Origin of the sequence: Halomonas sp. BDJS001 (assembly GCF_026104355.1) — a bacterium.
Taxonomy (GTDB): domain Bacteria; phylum Pseudomonadota; class Gammaproteobacteria; order Pseudomonadales; family Halomonadaceae; genus Vreelandella.
Genome location: NZ_CP110535.1, coordinates 3,495,703 through 3,512,047, shown reverse-complemented (window position 1 = coordinate 3,512,047; position 16,345 = coordinate 3,495,703). Strand labels below are relative to the sequence as shown.

The following is a 16,345-nucleotide window of genomic DNA, read 5'->3' as shown; positions in this document are numbered from 1 at the left end:
TTACACCGTGCTGATGAAGACCACCATTATTTATTCATTGGGTGTTAGTGCGTTAAAATACGCACTGATACTACGTTAGACAACAACCTGCCGTTCTCTTTAATGCCTTTCTGATAGCCAACTGGGTTTATGCTGTCCATGGAAAATACGTTGTTACTAGGTTTTTTGGGCAGCTTAATTGCTGGACTGTTGACGGCGGTGGGTGCGTTGCCGGTGCTGTTAGGCAAAACACCTAGCCGGGGTTTTCGCGACCTTGCGTTGGGCTTTGCGGCGGGTGTGATGCTGGCTGCTTCATTTTTCTCGCTGATTATCCCCGCGCTGGATGCTGCAGAAATCTACTATGCCGGTGGCCCTGTGCCCGCCGGGATTGTTTGTGCGGCTATCTTGCTGGGTATGGGCGCCATTGCACTGCTTAACGAGCACTTGCCGCATGAACACTTTGCCCAGGGGCGTGAGGGGCCGGAAGCCGCTTCGCTGCGCCGGGTGTGGCTGTTTGTCTTTGCGATCACCATTCACAACCTGCCGGAAGGCATGGCGGTAGGCGTCGGCTTTGGTGCCAATGGGTTAGAGGGCGGCATGCCGCTGGCGATCGGCATTGGCCTACAGAATATGCCGGAAGGGCTGGCCGTGGCGGTTGCGCTAATGGGCGAGGGCTACTCAAAGCGGCGCTCCTGGTCAATTGCCGCCCTGACTGGGCTCATCGAGCCTATTGGCGGGCTATTTGGCGCCAGTATTGTCAGCGTTTCCCAAATTCTGCTGCCCTGGGGGCTGGCGTTTGCCGCCGGTGCCATGCTGTATGTGATCAGCCACGAAATCATTCCCGAGACTCACCGCTGCGGGCATCAGAAAAAGGCCACCTTTGGTTTGGCCATGGGCCTGGTGATTATGCTGTTTTTGGATGTGTGGCTGGGCTAGTCCTAACCTATGATTTCCGCGCCACCGTGGGGGCCCGCCTGGTGACACAGGCGGTGGTCGCTAAGTACGTCGATGATATGGCACTGGCCAACACTGCCTCCCGCGCACTGATTGATCATGCGTTTTAGCTCATCGCGTACCGCGGTGAGTCGCGCCAGTCTCGCTTCTACCTCGGCAAGATGACGTTTTGCCAGCGTATCCACCTCATGGCAAGGCATCGCGGGGTGGTCAGCCATTTCCAGCAATTCTCTTACCGCCTCCACCGAAAAACCAAAATCCCGCGCATGACGAATAAACGTCAAACGGCGGATAGCAGCTGTGGTGTAGCGCCTTTGGTTACCTTCGTTGCGCGGTGCTGAAGGCAGCAGTCCAATCTGTTCGTAGTAGCGCACCGTTTCTGGCTTGCAACCGGACTCACGTGCCAACTCACCGATGCCAATATGCCGCTCCTGGGCGGGCTGGTCTGAGAGATGTTCTTTCATTACTTGAACCTCTAGTGACTACAGGTATTACGCTGCTCTTAATATAGATGAACTGGGAGCGAAGAGCGATGAGTGGCACCACCCCTGCTAAAACGTCACAACACCAGACGCCACCAGCAGCGAGCGCACCAACTACCCTGCGCGTGCAGGGCATGGACTGCGGCGGCTGCGAACGTAAGGTAGAAACGGCGCTAAAGCGCTTAAGCCACGTTGAACTAGTTTCAGCGAGTTCTGTCACCGGCTCGGTGCGATTAACCGCGTCGCCTGGTAAAACCCTGCCACATTCCGATATTGAGTCAACGATCACGGCGCTGGGCTACCAGGTAATCGATGAGTCGGTGAACACAACTGAATCGGAAAAGTCGTTCTCATGGTGGCAGTCGCCTAAAGGGCGTTTGGTGATTGTCAGTGGTGTATTGCTGGCGCTTGCCTGGGGGCTTAGATTCGCCTGGCCCACCCTGGACAGTTGGCCATTCATCGCCGCAACGGTCGTTGGCCTTGTGCCGGTTATTCAGCGTGCTTGGCAAGCGCTTAAGATGGGTAACCCTTTCACCATTGAAATGCTGATGAGCATCGCAGCCCTAGGGGCACTGGCGATAAACGCCGCCGCTGAAGCGGCAGTGGTGGTGTTTCTATTTGCCGTGGGGGAGATGCTGGAAGGCGTTGCCGCCGCTCAGGCGCGCCGCAGTATTTCGGCGCTTTCCAAGCTGACTCCCTCTACTGCGCGGTTGATGGAGCAGGGCGAAGCTCGGGAAGTTGCTGCCGCGTCTCTGGTGCCGGGGCAACGAGTGCAGGTACGCCCTGGCGACCGTCTGCCCTGTGACGGGCAAATTATTGCCGGTCACTCCTCGATTGATGAATCGCCTGTGAATGGTGAGTCGGTGCCACGGGAGCGTAGCGAAGGCGAGTCAGTATTTGCTGGCACCGTCAATCTGGATGGAGTGCTTGAAGTTGAGGTAACCCGCAGCGCTGAAAACAACACCATCGCCCGAGTGATTAAGCTCGTGGAGGAGGCTCAGGCGGCCAAAGCACCGGTGGCGCGTTTTATTGACCGCTTTGCGTTTTACTATATGCCGGCGGTCGTCGGGGTGGCGCTGCTGGTGGCTATCGTTCCGCCGCTGGTGTCGCCAATGCTGTGGTCTGAATCCATCTACCGCGCCCTGGCGCTACTGCTTATTGCTTGCCCCTGTGCGCTGGTGATTTCGACGCCCGCGGCCATTGCAGCCGGGTTATCGGTGGGCGCTCGCAACGGTCTGCTGATGAAAGGCGGTGCGGTATTAGAGCAGTTAGGCAAACTCAAGCGGGTCGCGCTGGATAAAACCGGCACGCTGACCGCGGGTAAGCCCACAGTGACAGATATAGAGAGCTTTAATGGCGTCAGTGACGATGAAATAGTGCGCCTTGCCGCCGCCCTGGAGCAGGGGTCAAGCCACCCTCTTGCTGTGGCGATTAGCGATTATTTTCAAAATAATAACGGCCAGCAGTCAAAAGCTACGTTGCCTAAAGTTAACGCTAGCCGTGCGTTAGCGGGGCACGGCGTTGCCGGACAGGTGGAAGGGCGTGAATTAATGCTAGTGAGTCCGCGCTACTTACAAACGCTCACCCAGGGCAGCAGCAAGCTAGACACCACTATTACTGCACTGGAAACCCAGGGTAAAAGCCTTGCAGTTCTGTTAGAAAACCAGCGGCCTATCGGTCTAATTGCCTTGCGGGATGAGCCCCGTGAAGATGCTCGCGAAGGTCTTCAAGCGCTAGAGCGCCTAGGTGTGCAAGCCGTGATGCTCAGCGGTGATAATGCCCGCACTGTGGCGGCCATTGGTGAACAGTTGGGCATTGAAGCAGAAGGCGAGCTGATGCCGGAAGATAAAGCCCAGCGCGTGCGCGAGTGGCAGGCGCAAGGGCTTGGGCCAGTGGGTAAAGTGGGCGATGGCATCAACGATGCACCGGCACTCGCAGCGGCAGAAGTGGGTATTGCCATGGGTAGCGGTACCGATGTGGCGCTTGAAACCGCCGACGCCGCGCTGCTTAAAAATCGAGTGGAGGGGATTGCCGAAATGATAGCGCTTTCCCGGGCAACCATGCGCAATGTAAAAACCAACGTGGCCTTGGCGCTTGGCTTCAAAGCGCTGTTTTTGGTCTCTACGGCGCTGGGGATTACGGGGATGTGGGTCGCGGTAATGGCTGACACTGGGGCGACCGTGCTGGTCACCCTCAATGCATTGTACTTATTGCGTTACCGCTTTAATGAAATTGGCTAGAAAGTGATCGACTTAAACGAGTCAACTAGTGGCTCTGTACGTACTCGACCAACGCCTGGGCGAAGGAGTCGGTAGAGCCAGTGCCGCCCATATCGGGGGTGACCATATCGCGGCGGGTTTCCAGCACGGTACGAATACCCTGGCGGATGGCGGTGCCTTTCTCCGTCATGCCCAGGTGGTCAAGCATCTGCGCCGCGGCCAGCAGCAGGGCACAGGGGTTGGCGATGTTTTTGCCTTCGATATCCGGCGCTGAGCCGTGCACCGCTTCAAAGATCGCCGCTTTTTCGCCGATATTGGCCCCTGGAGCCAAACCCAAACCGCCGACTAAGCCAGCACAAAGGTCAGAGAGAATGTCGCCAAACAGGTTGGTAGTGACCACTACATCAAACTGGTGTGGGTTCATGACCAGCTGCATGCAGGCGTTATCGACGATCATCTCCTGGAACTCGATCTCAGGGTACTCTTTGGCAATCTCCCGCGCCACGTCCAGGAACAAACCCGAGCTGGTTTTGATGATATTGGCTTTATGTACCGCGGTGACTTTTTTGCGGCCGTTGCTTTTGGCCAGTTCAAAGGCGTAGCGGACAATGCGTTCGGAGCCTTTGCGGGTGACTTTGATCACCGAAATGCCGGTGTTGCCGTCGTCGATCATCTCCTGGCCGTCGGAAAGGTACGCACCTTCGGTGTTTTCCCGAACCGTGATCATATCGATGTCGTCGTAGCGCGAGCGGGTGCCGGGGAAGCTAATCGCCGGGCGCACGTTGGCATAAAGGTCAAAGTGACGACGTAGCTGTACGTTAATTGAGGAGAAGCCTTTGCCAATCGGCGTGGTCAACGGGCCCTTAAGCGCAATGCCGTATTTTTCGATGGCGTCCAGTGATTCCTGGGGAATCAGCGTTCCATGCTTTTCAAGGGCACCTAAGCCCGCATCAATGTGCTGGTAGGTTAAGCCGCAATCTAACGCGTCGAGTACTTTTAGCGTGGCATCCATAATCTCGGGGCCGATGCCGTCGCCCTTAATGACTGCAATAGATTGGCTCATTTGCTGCTCCTCTTTAATCTGCTTATCGGCGGAAAAACCGTGCCGCTTCAACGTGAATAGTTGGCAATCAATGTCTCTTTTAGCGGCGCAATGATACGTCAAAAGAGGATCAAAGGTCACTCTGTCTAAAGTCGCGACATATCTCTGGGGGCTTTCAGCCCAGGGTTAGACGTTAGGTGCAATGCAGCAGAATTACTGGTAGGATACGGCACTTTGTCGCACCTTGCTTTCGGCAATACGCTCCTTGCGACACGACTTAGGTACAACCCTTTCTTTTCGCAACTGTAAAAGAATCTCTGCCAATGACTGCATTCATACATTGCTTTTCAGGGCTGATGACTCCGCCCTAGCCCCTCGCCCTCTCTATGGTGCTGGTAGTGCATTCACTGTGCTGTCATCGCTTTCTGGTACTTGTTAGCGGCCTAAGCTCTTAACGGCTAGGTGCTTAACGTTCAAGTTTCCAGTACCTGAATTTAGCGGTATCTAACGCTAGCTCATCACTATTTAAAATAAAAAGCTGATCATCCCAGCGTGCCAATATGTTGGCAGTGCTTCCCATAGTTGGCTGCGCTGTTCAACTGCTTTTGGCCTGTTATTAACCAAAAACGTGGATCCCTCGCATGTACGAAAAGTTTAAACAATCTTGGCTCTCCAACCTCAAGGGCGACACCCTGGCGGGGATTGTAGTAGCGCTAGCGCTAATACCCGAGGCCATTGCGTTCTCGATCATCGCAGGCGTTGACCCCAAGGTCGGCCTGTACGCCTCCTTCGCTATTTGTGTGATTATCGCCTTTACTGGTGGCCGTTCCGGCATGATCTCAGCCGCAACCGGCGCCATGGCGCTACTCATGATTACCCTCGTGAAAGAGCACGGTTTAGAGTACCTGCTGGCCGCCACGCTGTTGACGGGCGTGCTACAGATTGTGGCAGGTTATCTAAAGCTTGCTGAGTTGATGCGATTCGTATCGCGCTCGGTGGTGACAGGGTTTGTCAACGCTCTGGCTATCCTAATCTTTATGGCTCAGTTACCAGAGTTAACCGACGTTACCTGGCACGTTTATGCCATGACCATTGCGGGCTTAGCCATCATTTACGGCTTCCCCTATGTGCCGGTAGTGGGTAAAGCCATTCCTTCGCCACTGGTATGTATTGTTGTACTCACTGCCGTGTACATGCTGACTGGCATGGATATTCGCAGCGTTGGCGATATGGGCGAGTTGCCCGATAGCCTGCCGATGTTTTTGTGGCCTGAAGTACCACTGAATTTTGAAACCCTGATGATCATCCTGCCTTATTCGTTAATGTTAACGGTGGTTGGCCTGCTGGAATCGATGATGACAGCAACGATCATCGATGACTTAACCGATACCAAGAGCGATAAAAACCGCGAGTGTAAAGGCCAGGGTATTGCCAACATTGGCGCGGGTTTGATTGGCGGTATGGCGGGTTGCGCCATGATTGGCCAATCGGTGATCAATATTAAATCCGGTGGCCGTCGCCGTACCTCAACATTAATTGCTGGTATCGCACTACTGCTGATGGTGGTTTTCCTGGCCGATTGGGTATCCCAGATCCCCATGGCCGCGCTGGTGGCGGTAATGATTATGGTCTCTATCGGTACCTTTAGCTGGGAGTCGATTCGTGATCTGAAAAAGCATCCTTTGAGCACCAATATCGTCATGGTGGCCACCGTTATCGTAACGGTAGGTACTCACAACTTGGCGATTGGCGTATTTGTTGGTGTGCTGTTAGCGGCGATGTTCTTTGCCAACAAAGTCGGCAACATTATGTATATCGGCTCTAAAGAAATAGAACCGGGGAAAGAGCGTGAATACGAAGTCGTCGGTCAGGTGTTCTTTGCCTCTTCCGAGCGCTTTATCGGTGCCTTTGACTTCAAAGAGAGTATCGACAAAGTCACTATTAACCTATCCCGTGCCCACTTCTGGGACATCACTGCTGTCCAGGCGCTGGATCGCGTGGTGATTAAGTTCCGCCGTGAGGGCACCGAAGTAGAGATGGTGGGCTTGAGCGAAGCCAGCGCGACGGTGGTCGACCGCTACGCGGTGCACAACGACCCCGAAGCGGTTGAAAAGTTAATGGGCGGCCACTAACCAGCAAGGAGAGCGATATGACAGAACAGGTATTTGCCGCTATTGACGGCTCCCAGTTTTCTGAAGGTGTCTGCGATTACGCCGCCTGGGCAAGCTTGGCTATGGATGCACCGTTAACCTTTGTGCATGTGGTCGATAATCACTCCGAGGTGCCCGAAGAGCAAAACCTTTCCGGCAACCTGCGTTTCGGTGCCCGTGAAAGGCTGATGAAAGAGCTTTCCGAGCTCGACGAGCAGCGCGCTAAGGTGAATCGTGAGCAGGGTAAGTGGATGCTGGAAGCGGCCAAAGCGCGAGCTTTGGAAGACGGGGTAAGCGATCCTATTACCCGCCAGCTCAATGGTACACTGGTCGAAACGCTAGTAGAGCTTGAAAAAAATATGCGGCTGCTGGTAGTGGGTAAGCGCGGTGAAACCGCTCATCAGGCCAGTGGCCATCTCGGCTCTAATCTTGAGCGGGTAGTACGTGAACTTCACCGCCCCATCCTGATGGTGCCGAAAACCTTCAAACGTCCTGAAAAGATCTTGATGGCCTTTGACGGCAGCAAAACCGCCCGTAAAGGGGTCGAGATGCTGGCCCGGTCGCCGCTCTTTGCTGGCGCCAAGTGCCATGTGCTGATCGTAGGTGCGGAAACGGCTGAGCGCCGCTCTGAGCTTGAGTGGGCGTTAAACACCTTGCGCGACGGCGGTCATCAAGCCGAAGGCGCCATTCGTGCTGGCGAGGTAGACGAAGCCCTGCAAACCTACGAAAGAGAGCATGCCATCGACTTGCTGGTGATGGGCGCCTACGGGCACTCGCGTATTCGCCACCTATTAGTAGGGAGTACAACGACGGCAATGCTTCGTGGTAGCCACATACCGGTGTTGATTCTGCGTTAACGCTCAACCAAGCGGTAGCGCATCACCGTTAGCTTACGTTGCGATTTATTTCCTGCAGCCGACCCTCTTTTGTTGAGAGGGCCGGCTTTTTATTACCTTTAATGGTTAAAAAATAATTCATCAAATGATGCTAATATTGCAATGCGGTTCTATGCTGATAGACAGGTTGTGACCTATTCATCCCCTGGAATAGCGAGAGGAGCCTGCTGTGAACATGCCCATGTTGAAAAAGTCGCCTATTGGCTTCGATGAAGCTTCCCCCTCCCACCGTTTTGTCGCCGAATTACTCGCCCAAGCCGATATCCGGCTTGATGGTCATCGCCCTTGGGATATTCAGTTGAATGCGCCCGGCGTTATCGATAGCGCCCTTTCGCGAGGCAATCTGGGGCTTGGCGAAAGCTATATGAAGGGGGAGTGGGACGCAGAGCGGCTGGATGAACTGTTTTACCGCTTAATGCGTGCCCGGCTAGGGCAGCGCATCAAACCCACTCAACTCGCTTATCACTCGCTGCGCTCACGCCTGCTGAATCGTCAAACAGCCAAGCGTGCCTGGGAGGTGGGCCAAAAGCACTACGATCTAGGCAACGATTTCTATGCGGCGATGCTCGATCAGCGCATGACCTATACCTGCGGCTACTGGAAAAATGCCCAAAACCTGGACGAGGCCCAGGAGGCCAAACTCGATCTGGTCTGTCGTAAACTGCAATTAAAGCCTGGTATGCGGGTGCTGGATATTGGCTGCGGCTGGGGCAGTTTTATGGCCTATGCGGCCGAGCATTATGGGGTGGAGTGCGTGGGCCTGACGATCTCCAAAGAGCAAGCGGAGTTTGGACAGCGGCTGATCAAAAAAGGGCTGCCGGTAGAGTTTCGTTTGCAGGATTACCGTAATGAAAGCGAGCAGTTTGACCGCATTGTGAGCATCGGTATGTTTGAGCATGTGGGCCATAAAAACTACCGAGAGTATATGAATGTCGCTAACCGCTGTTTGAAAGATGACGGGCTGTTTTTGCTGCATACCATCGGCAAAAACATAGCCAACACGGTGACTGACCCCTGGATTGATAAGTATATCTTCCCCAATGGCGAGCTACCCGCCTTGGGGCAAATCATGGATGCCGCTGAAGCACTGTTTGTAATCGAGGATCTGCATAATTTTGGGGCCGATTACGACCATACCCTGATGGCATGGCACAACAACTTTGAGAAGCACTGGCCCACATTTGCAAGCCAGTATGGCGAGCGTTTTTATCGCATGTGGCGCTACTACTTGCTGAGCTGTGCCGGTGCCTTTCGGGCCAGGGAAATCCATCTGTGGCAACTGGTGATGAGTAAGCAGGGGGTGCTGGGAGGATACACCCGGGTTAGTTAAGTTTTTGCTCTGGTAGCTCTGGTATTAGCCTGCTAGGTACCCAGCGTAAGAACGCCACCATGCCCAATAGTTCTACCAGTGACTGAAACACCACCACCACGACTGCTGCCTGCCATGCGCTAGGTAGCGTCAGGGCGATGGGCAGCATCACAAAAGAGTTACGCGTGCCAAAGCTAAACGCTAGCGTTCTCGCGCTGGCGATGGGTAGTTTAAACAGCTTGCCAAGCCCCTTACCCAATAAAGCTGCAAAGAGTAAAAAACCAATAAAGATGAATACCACCTGCACCAGCACTTGGCTAAGCCCGAACACCGCGTTGACCTGGGAAGTGGCAATTATAAACACCACTAAGGCCAACAAGGGCACTGGCAGTATTCCCAGGTAATACACGGTGCGTTTAACTGCCTTGTGACGCTGGCCTATGTACTCGGTTAACCAGGCGAGTGCTAAAGGCGTGAGAATAAGCCCAGCAAAAGCGCTCAGCAGCTCGCGGGAGAGGGTCAGCCCAAACCACTCACTGCCCAAGAACAGCCACAAATAAACTGGCAGTGTGACCATCTGCACCAGCAGAAGAAGGGGGGTAGCGGCAACCGCCTGAGCGCTATCCCCCTTACCTAAATGGGTGAAGGTGATAAACCAATCGGTGCAGGGCACTAACAGGACAAGCAGAACCCCTGCCAGCACGGCGGGGGAGAGTGGTAGCCAAACAACGGTAACGGCTAAAAAGGCCGGAATGGCCATAAAGTTACCGACCATCAGTGCGGCCATAAAGCGCGTGTCTTTAAAGCTATTGGCAACGCGCAGTAGGGGGATTTGGGTAAAGGTGGCGTAGAGCAGTAGGCCGAGCAGGGGCCAAAGTAGCCCTTCGAGCTGCTCAGCAACGACCGGCGCCTCGACGCCTAGCGTTAACCCCACACCAATGAATAGCAGGTAGAGCCAAGACTGATGCTTTTCCATGTGATCGCGCATCTGGCTAACCCTTTGGTCGACGTATGCTATTAAAACGGATTGTTAACGATTAAGCGCCATACGCTCACCCACCACGGCGGCGCCCAGCCAAAGGGGCAGACTAACCACTATATAAACCAGCGCTATCCCCGGTCGGCCTATCTGCACCAAATGCCATGTCTCTAAGCTAAACAGTGAAAAGGTAGTAAAGCCGCCGCAAAAGCCAGCGACCAGTAATGGCTGTAACGGCGCTAGCTGACCGTGAGGAAAGCGCGAGATAGTGGCCGCCAGCCAGCCAATCAAACAGGAGCCCAGCACGTTGACGACGAGCGTCCCCCACGGAAAGTAGCCCCCCAATGCCGCCTGAGAGAGCAGTGAAATGCCATAGCGCAGCACGCTGCCCAGTCCACTGCCCAGCCCTACGGCTAAGTAGGCTTTCCAGGCACTCATAGCGAGCCCCCCGCTACCATCCAGCCCAGCGCAACCATCGCCAGGCCCAATAGCAGTGTGGCGCCCACGTTAAGAGCGGCACGCAGTGCCTGACCGCCCTGCCACAGCTCAAGCGTTTGTAAACTAAAAGAGGAAACGGTGGTGTAGCCACCCAGCAGGCCTGCCACGGTGAAGAGCCATACAGGTGAGGGAAGGCTGGCTAACCCTTGACTGCCAAGCAGCCACCCGGCAAAAAAGGCGCCACTGGCGTTAACGGCCAGAGTGCCCCAGGGGAAGGCCTTGCCAAAATGGCGGGCCATTAGGTTGGAGATTGCAAAACGTCCCATGCCGCCTAGCGCACCGCCAAGCGCGACTAACAGCACGCCCGTTAGACCATACCCCATACTCTCCCCCGAGTCGCCAGCTTCAATAGGCCGCTAAGTTTAGCATGTGCGTTTTATAGCGTCCGAAGCACGTCAGAGCGTTTTAGGGTGTCGCAGGTCAATGAGTTCGTGTAGAAAAGGAAGAGAATAACAATAATGTTGATGCACCCGCTCAAGGAGAAGTACCCCATGTCAGATCGCGTGTTGGCAGCTATCGATAGTTCTCAGTTTTCAGAAGGTGTGTGTGATTACGCAGTATGGGCTGCCAAAGCACTGAATGCGCCACTTAGTTTTATTCATACTGTGGATAACCACGCCCAGGTAGCCGAGCCGGATTTAACCGGTAATCTGGGGTTGGGTACCCGAGAACACCTGCTGGAAAAGCTGTCAGACATTGAGGAGCAGCATGCAAAAGTCTCCCGTGAACGCGGCCGCCTGTTACTCGACGCCGCCAAGGAACGCGCGGCCAACGCCGGTATTGCCGACCCCCAGTGCTTGCAGCGCAATGGCACCCTGGTGGAAACCCTGGTCGAGCACGAAAAAGACGTAAGGCTTTTGGTGGTGGGCAAACGGGGTGAGACGGCGCACCAGGCCAGCGGTCATTTAGGCTCCAACCTTGAGCGTGTGGTGCGGGAAGTGCACCGGCCAATTCTTATGGTGCCGAAACAGTTTACTCAGCCGCACAATGTGATGATGGCGTTCGACGGCAGTAACACTGCGCGTAAAGGCGTTGAAATGCTGGCCAAAAGCCCCCTGTTTGAGGGTGCCACTTGCCACGTGGTGATTGTGGGTGCGGAAACCGCTGAAAACCGCTCGCAGCTGAGCTGGGCGCTGGAAACCTTACGCGAGGCCGGGCACACCGCCGAAGGGGCGATACGCGCGGGCGAGGTGGAAGAGACGCTGCGTAACTATAAGCAAGAGCATAATATCGACATGCTGGTGATGGGCGCCTACGGCCACTCGCGGATTCGTCACCTGCTGGTCGGCAGTACCACCACCACGATGTTGCGTAAAGCCCAACTGCCGGTGCTGATTTTGCGCTGATTGCGGCACGTTTATGGCTCAGCCGGGATAGTGGAGGCTTCCCGTAGTACGCGCTGAGCCAGTAGCCAACCGGCGATGATAAACACCAGCATGCCCAATAGAAGTGCATGAAAAGGTGCGCCCGCGCTAAGGGCTAACCCCAGTACGGCGGGCGCGACGCCGGTGGAGAACACCATGGCAGCGCTAAGCGCCGAGCGAACCCGGCCTAGGTGCTCAGCCCCCCACAGCTTAATGAGCAGGCCTGAGGCAATCAGCTCTTGCGCGCCCATGGCCAAGCCGCCCCCTACCATCAATGCCCAAATGCTGATATGCCCGCCAATGGTGAGTGCCATCACCATGGCAAAGGCGTAGGGGAGTAGGTAAAGGCGGGCTAGCTTTACGGGGCCCAGTTTATCCACCCAGCGGCCTCCTAATAAGGCCCCCGGCAGTTTGGCGATTCCCATACCCGTCAGCGCCAGGGCATAAACCGCCAGGGAGCTCTCCAGAGACTCCGTTAATTGAGCTTGATAGATAAACAGCCCCGTCATGGTGATGGGAAGGGCCATTAATAGCGGCATTAGCAGCAAAAAGCGTTTTTCTCGAAAGGGGCGAGGGCCGTGAGGCGTTTGTTTTGTTGGCTTAACACCCGGTGCACCAGGCCAGGGTGCTTTTAACAGTAGCCACAGCCAAGGCAAGGCGATGACGCCACACAGTAGCCACCAGAAGGTTTGCCAACTGCTCCAGATAAGCGCAGCCGCCACTAACGGGGGCAGCAGCGCTTCTCCCAGCGGTATCCCTAGGTTAGCCAGGCCAATGGCACGGCCGCGCATGGTGGAAAACTCTCGGGCAGCGAGGGTGTTACCCAAATGGGTCAACATGCCCTGGCCGCATAGCCGCACTATGCCAAGGCCGACTATCCCCAGCCACCACCAGGGCGATAAGGTAAGCAGTACAACGCCGGTTAACAGCAGTGACAAGACGATTGCCGCAAAGCGCTGTGGGTTAATCCAGTCGATGGAGGGCCCAAAGCGCAGCATGCAGAAACCCGCTATCAGGGTAACCACGGCATAGGCGGTGCCAAACTGGCCGACGCTAAGACCCAGGTGGTCTGAAAGGGGCGCTTGAAAAAGACCAATAAAGTAGCTCTGCCCAAGGCTTGAGCTAAACATCGCTAGAAAAGCGATACTGAGTACGCTGCGGTGATCGCGCAGCAGGGTGCGATAGCCCATCGTAACGTTCCCTTCGCGATCAAATAATTAGTAGGTTAACGATTGTTGGTAAATGATTGTAGGCTAGTGGGAGGTGCAGATGAATCACCCTGAGGTGGATATAGTCGTTATCCGTGAGCAATTGCTGGCTCTTGACGCCACGCTCCGCGAGGAGAGCGCCAGCAGTGAAGCGTCCCGTGATACGGTGATGCTGGATCAAACATCGGTGGGTCGGCTGTCGCGAATGGATGCGATGCAAGGGCAGGCGATGGCTAAAGCAGGCGAGCAGCGCCGTCAGCTAAAGCTAAAGCAGATTGCTGCTGCCCTGCAACGTATTGAAGGGGAAAGCTTCGGTGAGTGTGTCGAGTGCGGCGAATGGATTGGGGCCAAACGCCTCACCTGGGATCCGTTAGTGCTGAAGTGTATTGAGTGTGCCGATTAGATCCAGCCTCTTAGAGTCAAGCCGTTTACGCTTCGGCGGCAGCTTCTTGCTGCTGCTCAGTTGTCTGACCTAGGTTACTCGTTGAGTTAATACCCGACAGCAGCGCCTTGAGCGATGCACTCACCGTATCGCTGTCCTCGGCCACTGCGCAGAGCCGCTGGCCATCGATATTTAGCTGTACAAAGGCGATGGCATTGGCTTCACTGCTGGCGCCCAGTGAGTGCTCGCTGTAATCGATAATTCCCACACTGCTGCCGGAGTGGCGCTGCCAGGCATCGGTAAATGCAGACATCGCACCGTTACCCTTGCCAGAGAGGCGCAGGGTTTTATCCCCCTGTTGCAGCGTGACCTCAATGCCCTCTTGCTGCCCTTTGGAGAGCTGGTAATCCATTAGGGATAGCGGTGCTTCCTGGGTGAAGTTGTCGAACATCACCTGGCGAATCATTTCGCTGGAGAGTTCGCTAGCGCGCCGTTCGCTCTCTTGCTGAACAAAGGGCGCCAAGGCCAGCATCATCCAGCGCGGTAGGTTAATGCCGTAATCCCGCTCAAGCAGGAAAGCCATGCCGCCCTTGCCGGACTGACTATTGACGCGAATCACCGCCTGATAGTCGCGGCCGATATCGTGGGGGTCGATGGGCAGATAAGCCACTTGCCAAGGCTCGTCGGGCTTTTGATGCTTGAGGGATTTACGAATCGCATCCTGGTGACTGCCCGAGAAGGCGGTGTAGACCATCTCGCCCACCCAGGGGTGGCGCGGGTGTATAGCGATACCGGTGCACTCGTTAACTACCTGAATGATTTCATCAGGATTGGATAGATCCAGTTCAGGATCGATGCCCTGACTGTAGAGATTCATTGCCAGGGTGACGATATCCATATTGCCCGTGCGCTCGCCATTGCCCAGCAGGGTGCCCTCGACTCGTTCGGCGCCGGCCAACAGGGCGAGTTCGGCAGAGGCTACCGCGCCACCGCGGTCATTGTGGGTGTGCACCGAGATAATCACGCTGTCACGGCGGCTGATGTGCTGGCAGAAGTACTCAATCTGGTCGGCGTGATGGTGCGGCCCGGCCACTTCCACCGTGGTGGGCAGGTTGAGAATGCATTTATTCTCTGGCGTCGGCTGCCACACATCCATCACCGCTTCGCAGATCTCCAGCGAGAAATCGATCTCGGTGCTGGAAAAACTTTCCGGGGTGTACTCGAAACACCACTCAATCTCGGGGTATTGGTCGGCGTAGGTTTTGACCCAGGTGGCCCCTTGTACCGCGATATCGACAATCCCAGCACGATCCATCTCGAACACTCGCTCGCGCTGAATGGTGGAGGTGGAGTTATACAGGTGAACAATGGCGCGCTTGGCACCCACCAACGAGGCAAAGGTCTTCTCAATCAGATGTTCACGGCACTGCACCAGTACCGCAATGGTGACGTCTTCGGGAATTTGATTCTCTTCGATCAGCCAGCGCACAAAGTCGTAGTCGGGCTGGCTGGCCGAAGGAAAGCCTACCATGACTTCTTTAATGCCCACTTTAACGATCTGCTGCCAGAAGCGCTGCTTCTGCTCAACGGTCATCGGCTCAAGCAGCGCCTGATTGCCGTCGCGTAGGTCTTCGCTCACCCAGATCGGGGCGTGATCCAGATCACGATCCGGCCATTGGCGATTGAAGGCAGGCACACGGGGCGCAGGGCGATATTTGCGATGATCGAAAGCAGACATAGTGAACTTCCTGAAGTAGAAAAGAACCGTTTTATGGATAGCGGCTGCTTGTGGCGGCCGTGCTGAGTGATTCGCTGCTTTTGGCAACTCGTATAGTGTAAAGGGTTTGCAGCGCTAGGTTCTTGCGAAGATAGGGAATGTTAGATAATAATTGGCAGGAAGTTTCTTTAATATTTTATTTTTTGGCAGGAGCTGCCTTTTATGTCGGTATCGCCACTGGTATTGGATCGTTTTGATCGCCATATTCTGGATATTGTGCAGCAGGAGGGGCGCATCAGTAATCAGGAGTTGGCTGATCGAATCGGGCTTTCGCCTTCGCCCTGCTTGCGCCGGGTGCGGGCTCTGGAGGAGCACGGCCTAATACTGCGCTACCGTGCGGAGGTCGATTCCCGCCAACTGGGCTATCAGTTAATGGCGCTGCTGCATATTTCCATGGATCAGCATACGCCGGAGCGCTTTGATAATTTTGAGCGTCATATTCGTGAGATACCTAATGTGATCGAGTGTCTGATCATTACCGGTCAGGCGGCGGATTTTCAGCTCAAAATCCTAGTGCGCGATATGGACGACTACCAACACCTGCTGCTGCATGTGATTAACCGCATCGAGGGAGTGACCGGCGCACATACCAGCTTTGTGCTCCGGCGGGTCTTTGAGCATCGCCCGGTGCCGACTGATCGGCTTTGATAAAGAAGGCATGGTCAAGGGTAAGTCAGGCGGTTTAGACTGCTTTTTCTCAACCTATTAGGAGTTTGCACTATGACCATCCAACGTCACGATACAAAAGCTCGCATGAGCCGCGCGGTGATTCACCAGGGTGTGGCCTATCTGTGCGGCCAAGTGGCTGGCCCGGAGGCCCGTGAGGGCGATATCACCGCCCAAACGGAAAGCATGCTGGCGCGGGTGGATGCGCTACTGAAAGAGATTGGTTCAAGCCGTGAGCAGTTATTAAGCGCAACTATTTACCTGAAAGAGGGTGGTGACTTTGCCGCCATGAACGAGGTATGGGATGCCTGGGTACCCGCAGGCTACGCACCGGCGCGCACCTGCGTCTGCGCGCCCATGCCCGCCGATGAACTCAAAGTGGAAATCACCGTCACCGCCGCGGTGAGCTAACTCCTCACCCCTCACTCCTTACTATTTAA

Annotated in this window: 16 protein-coding genes; 9 read left to right on the top strand and 7 right to left on the bottom strand. The window is 55.3% G+C overall.

The window, feature by feature from the left end; all coding sequences use genetic code 11:
• Positions 1-138 precede the first annotated feature (138 nt).
• Entirely contained in the window at positions 139-915 is a 777-nt protein-coding gene (locus tag OM794_RS16350; protein ID WP_226247616.1) for a ZIP family metal transporter, read from the top strand.
• A 2-nt stretch (positions 916-917) separates the two neighbouring features.
• Here OM794_RS16350 and OM794_RS16345 read toward each other — a convergent pair whose 3' ends face one another.
• On the bottom strand, positions 918-1,397 hold the full coding sequence (locus tag OM794_RS16345; protein WP_226247614.1) for a MerR family transcriptional regulator: 480 nt from the start codon (positions 1,395-1,397) through the stop codon (positions 918-920).
• A 68-nt stretch (positions 1,398-1,465) separates the two neighbouring features.
• On the opposite strand from OM794_RS16345, the gene OM794_RS16340 reads away from it, so the two are divergent.
• Complete coding sequence (locus OM794_RS16340; RefSeq protein ID WP_226247611.1) at positions 1,466-3,655, top strand: heavy metal translocating P-type ATPase; 2,190 nt, start codon at positions 1,466-1,468, stop codon at positions 3,653-3,655.
• A 25-nt stretch (positions 3,656-3,680) separates the two neighbouring features.
• Here OM794_RS16340 and OM794_RS16335 read toward each other — a convergent pair whose 3' ends face one another.
• Positions 3,681-4,697 carry an isocitrate dehydrogenase gene (locus OM794_RS16335; RefSeq protein WP_226247609.1) on the bottom strand — a complete coding sequence of 339 codons (1,017 nt, stop codon included), beginning with the start codon at positions 4,695-4,697 and terminating at the stop codon, positions 3,681-3,683.
• A gap of 620 nt (positions 4,698-5,317) precedes the next feature.
• Between OM794_RS16335 and OM794_RS16330 the strand changes: the two genes are divergently transcribed.
• From OM794_RS16330 to cfa, 3 genes are all read left to right on the top strand, one after another.
• Positions 5,318-6,808: a SulP family inorganic anion transporter gene (locus OM794_RS16330; protein WP_226247607.1), complete on the top strand. Its 1,491-nt coding sequence runs from the start codon at positions 5,318-5,320 to the stop codon at positions 6,806-6,808.
• A 17-nt stretch (positions 6,809-6,825) separates the two neighbouring features.
• Positions 6,826-7,683 carry a universal stress protein gene (locus OM794_RS16325; protein WP_226247605.1) on the top strand — a complete coding sequence of 286 codons (858 nt, stop codon included), beginning with the start codon at positions 6,826-6,828 and terminating at the stop codon, positions 7,681-7,683.
• A 214-nt stretch (positions 7,684-7,897) separates the two neighbouring features.
• A complete protein-coding gene (cfa, locus tag OM794_RS16320) occupies positions 7,898-9,052 on the top strand; it encodes a cyclopropane fatty acyl phospholipid synthase (protein ID WP_226247603.1) in 1,155 nt (384 codons plus the stop codon).
• Here cfa and OM794_RS16315 read toward each other — a convergent pair.
• The 3 genes from OM794_RS16315 to crcB are packed head-to-tail and all read right to left on the bottom strand — an operon-like array spanning position 9,045 to position 10,831.
• Complete coding sequence (locus tag OM794_RS16315) at positions 9,045-10,019, bottom strand: arsenic resistance protein (protein WP_226247601.1); 975 nt, start codon at positions 10,017-10,019, stop codon at positions 9,045-9,047. The two genes, cfa and OM794_RS16315, sit on opposite strands and share 8 nt — an antisense overlap.
• Positions 10,020-10,061: 42 nt before the next feature.
• A complete protein-coding gene (locus tag OM794_RS16310) occupies positions 10,062-10,448 on the bottom strand; it encodes a fluoride efflux transporter FluC (RefSeq protein ID WP_226247598.1) in 387 nt (128 codons plus the stop codon).
• Positions 10,445-10,831 carry a fluoride efflux transporter CrcB gene (gene crcB, locus OM794_RS16305; protein ID WP_226247596.1) on the bottom strand — a complete coding sequence of 129 codons (387 nt, stop codon included), beginning with the start codon at positions 10,829-10,831 and terminating at the stop codon, positions 10,445-10,447. Before crcB ends, OM794_RS16310 begins: the two co-directional genes overlap by 4 nt.
• Positions 10,832-10,999: 168 nt before the next feature.
• On the opposite strand from crcB, the gene OM794_RS16300 reads away from it, so the two are divergent.
• Positions 11,000-11,854, top strand: a complete 855-nt coding sequence (locus tag OM794_RS16300; RefSeq protein ID WP_226247593.1) for a universal stress protein — start codon at positions 11,000-11,002, stop codon at positions 11,852-11,854.
• 11 nt (positions 11,855-11,865) lie between these two features.
• Here the strand turns inward: OM794_RS16300 and OM794_RS16295 are convergent, their stop codons facing one another.
• On the bottom strand, positions 11,866-13,062 hold the full coding sequence (locus OM794_RS16295; protein WP_226247591.1) for an MFS transporter: 1,197 nt from the start codon (positions 13,060-13,062) through the stop codon (positions 11,866-11,868).
• Between the two features lie 79 nt (positions 13,063-13,141).
• On the opposite strand from OM794_RS16295, the gene OM794_RS16290 reads away from it, so the two are divergent.
• The gene (locus OM794_RS16290; RefSeq protein WP_226247589.1) at positions 13,142-13,483 is read left to right on the top strand and encodes a TraR/DksA family transcriptional regulator; all 342 of its coding nucleotides are present in this window, start codon (positions 13,142-13,144) and stop codon (positions 13,481-13,483) included.
• A 25-nt stretch (positions 13,484-13,508) separates the two neighbouring features.
• On the opposite strand, the gene OM794_RS16285 is transcribed toward OM794_RS16290, so the two are convergent.
• On the bottom strand, positions 13,509-15,200 hold the full coding sequence (locus OM794_RS16285) for a 2-isopropylmalate synthase (RefSeq protein ID WP_226247586.1): 1,692 nt from the start codon (positions 15,198-15,200) through the stop codon (positions 13,509-13,511).
• 201 nt (positions 15,201-15,401) lie between these two features.
• Between OM794_RS16285 and OM794_RS16280 the strand changes: the two genes are divergently transcribed.
• Together OM794_RS16280 and OM794_RS16275 are read left to right on the top strand one after the other, a co-directional pair.
• Positions 15,402-15,887 carry an Lrp/AsnC family transcriptional regulator gene (locus tag OM794_RS16280; RefSeq protein WP_226247584.1) on the top strand — a complete coding sequence of 162 codons (486 nt, stop codon included), beginning with the start codon at positions 15,402-15,404 and terminating at the stop codon, positions 15,885-15,887.
• 72 nt (positions 15,888-15,959) lie between these two features.
• The gene (locus OM794_RS16275) at positions 15,960-16,316 is read left to right on the top strand and encodes a RidA family protein (RefSeq protein WP_226247582.1); all 357 of its coding nucleotides are present in this window, start codon (positions 15,960-15,962) and stop codon (positions 16,314-16,316) included.
• The last annotated feature ends 29 nt before the right edge of the window (positions 16,317-16,345 follow it).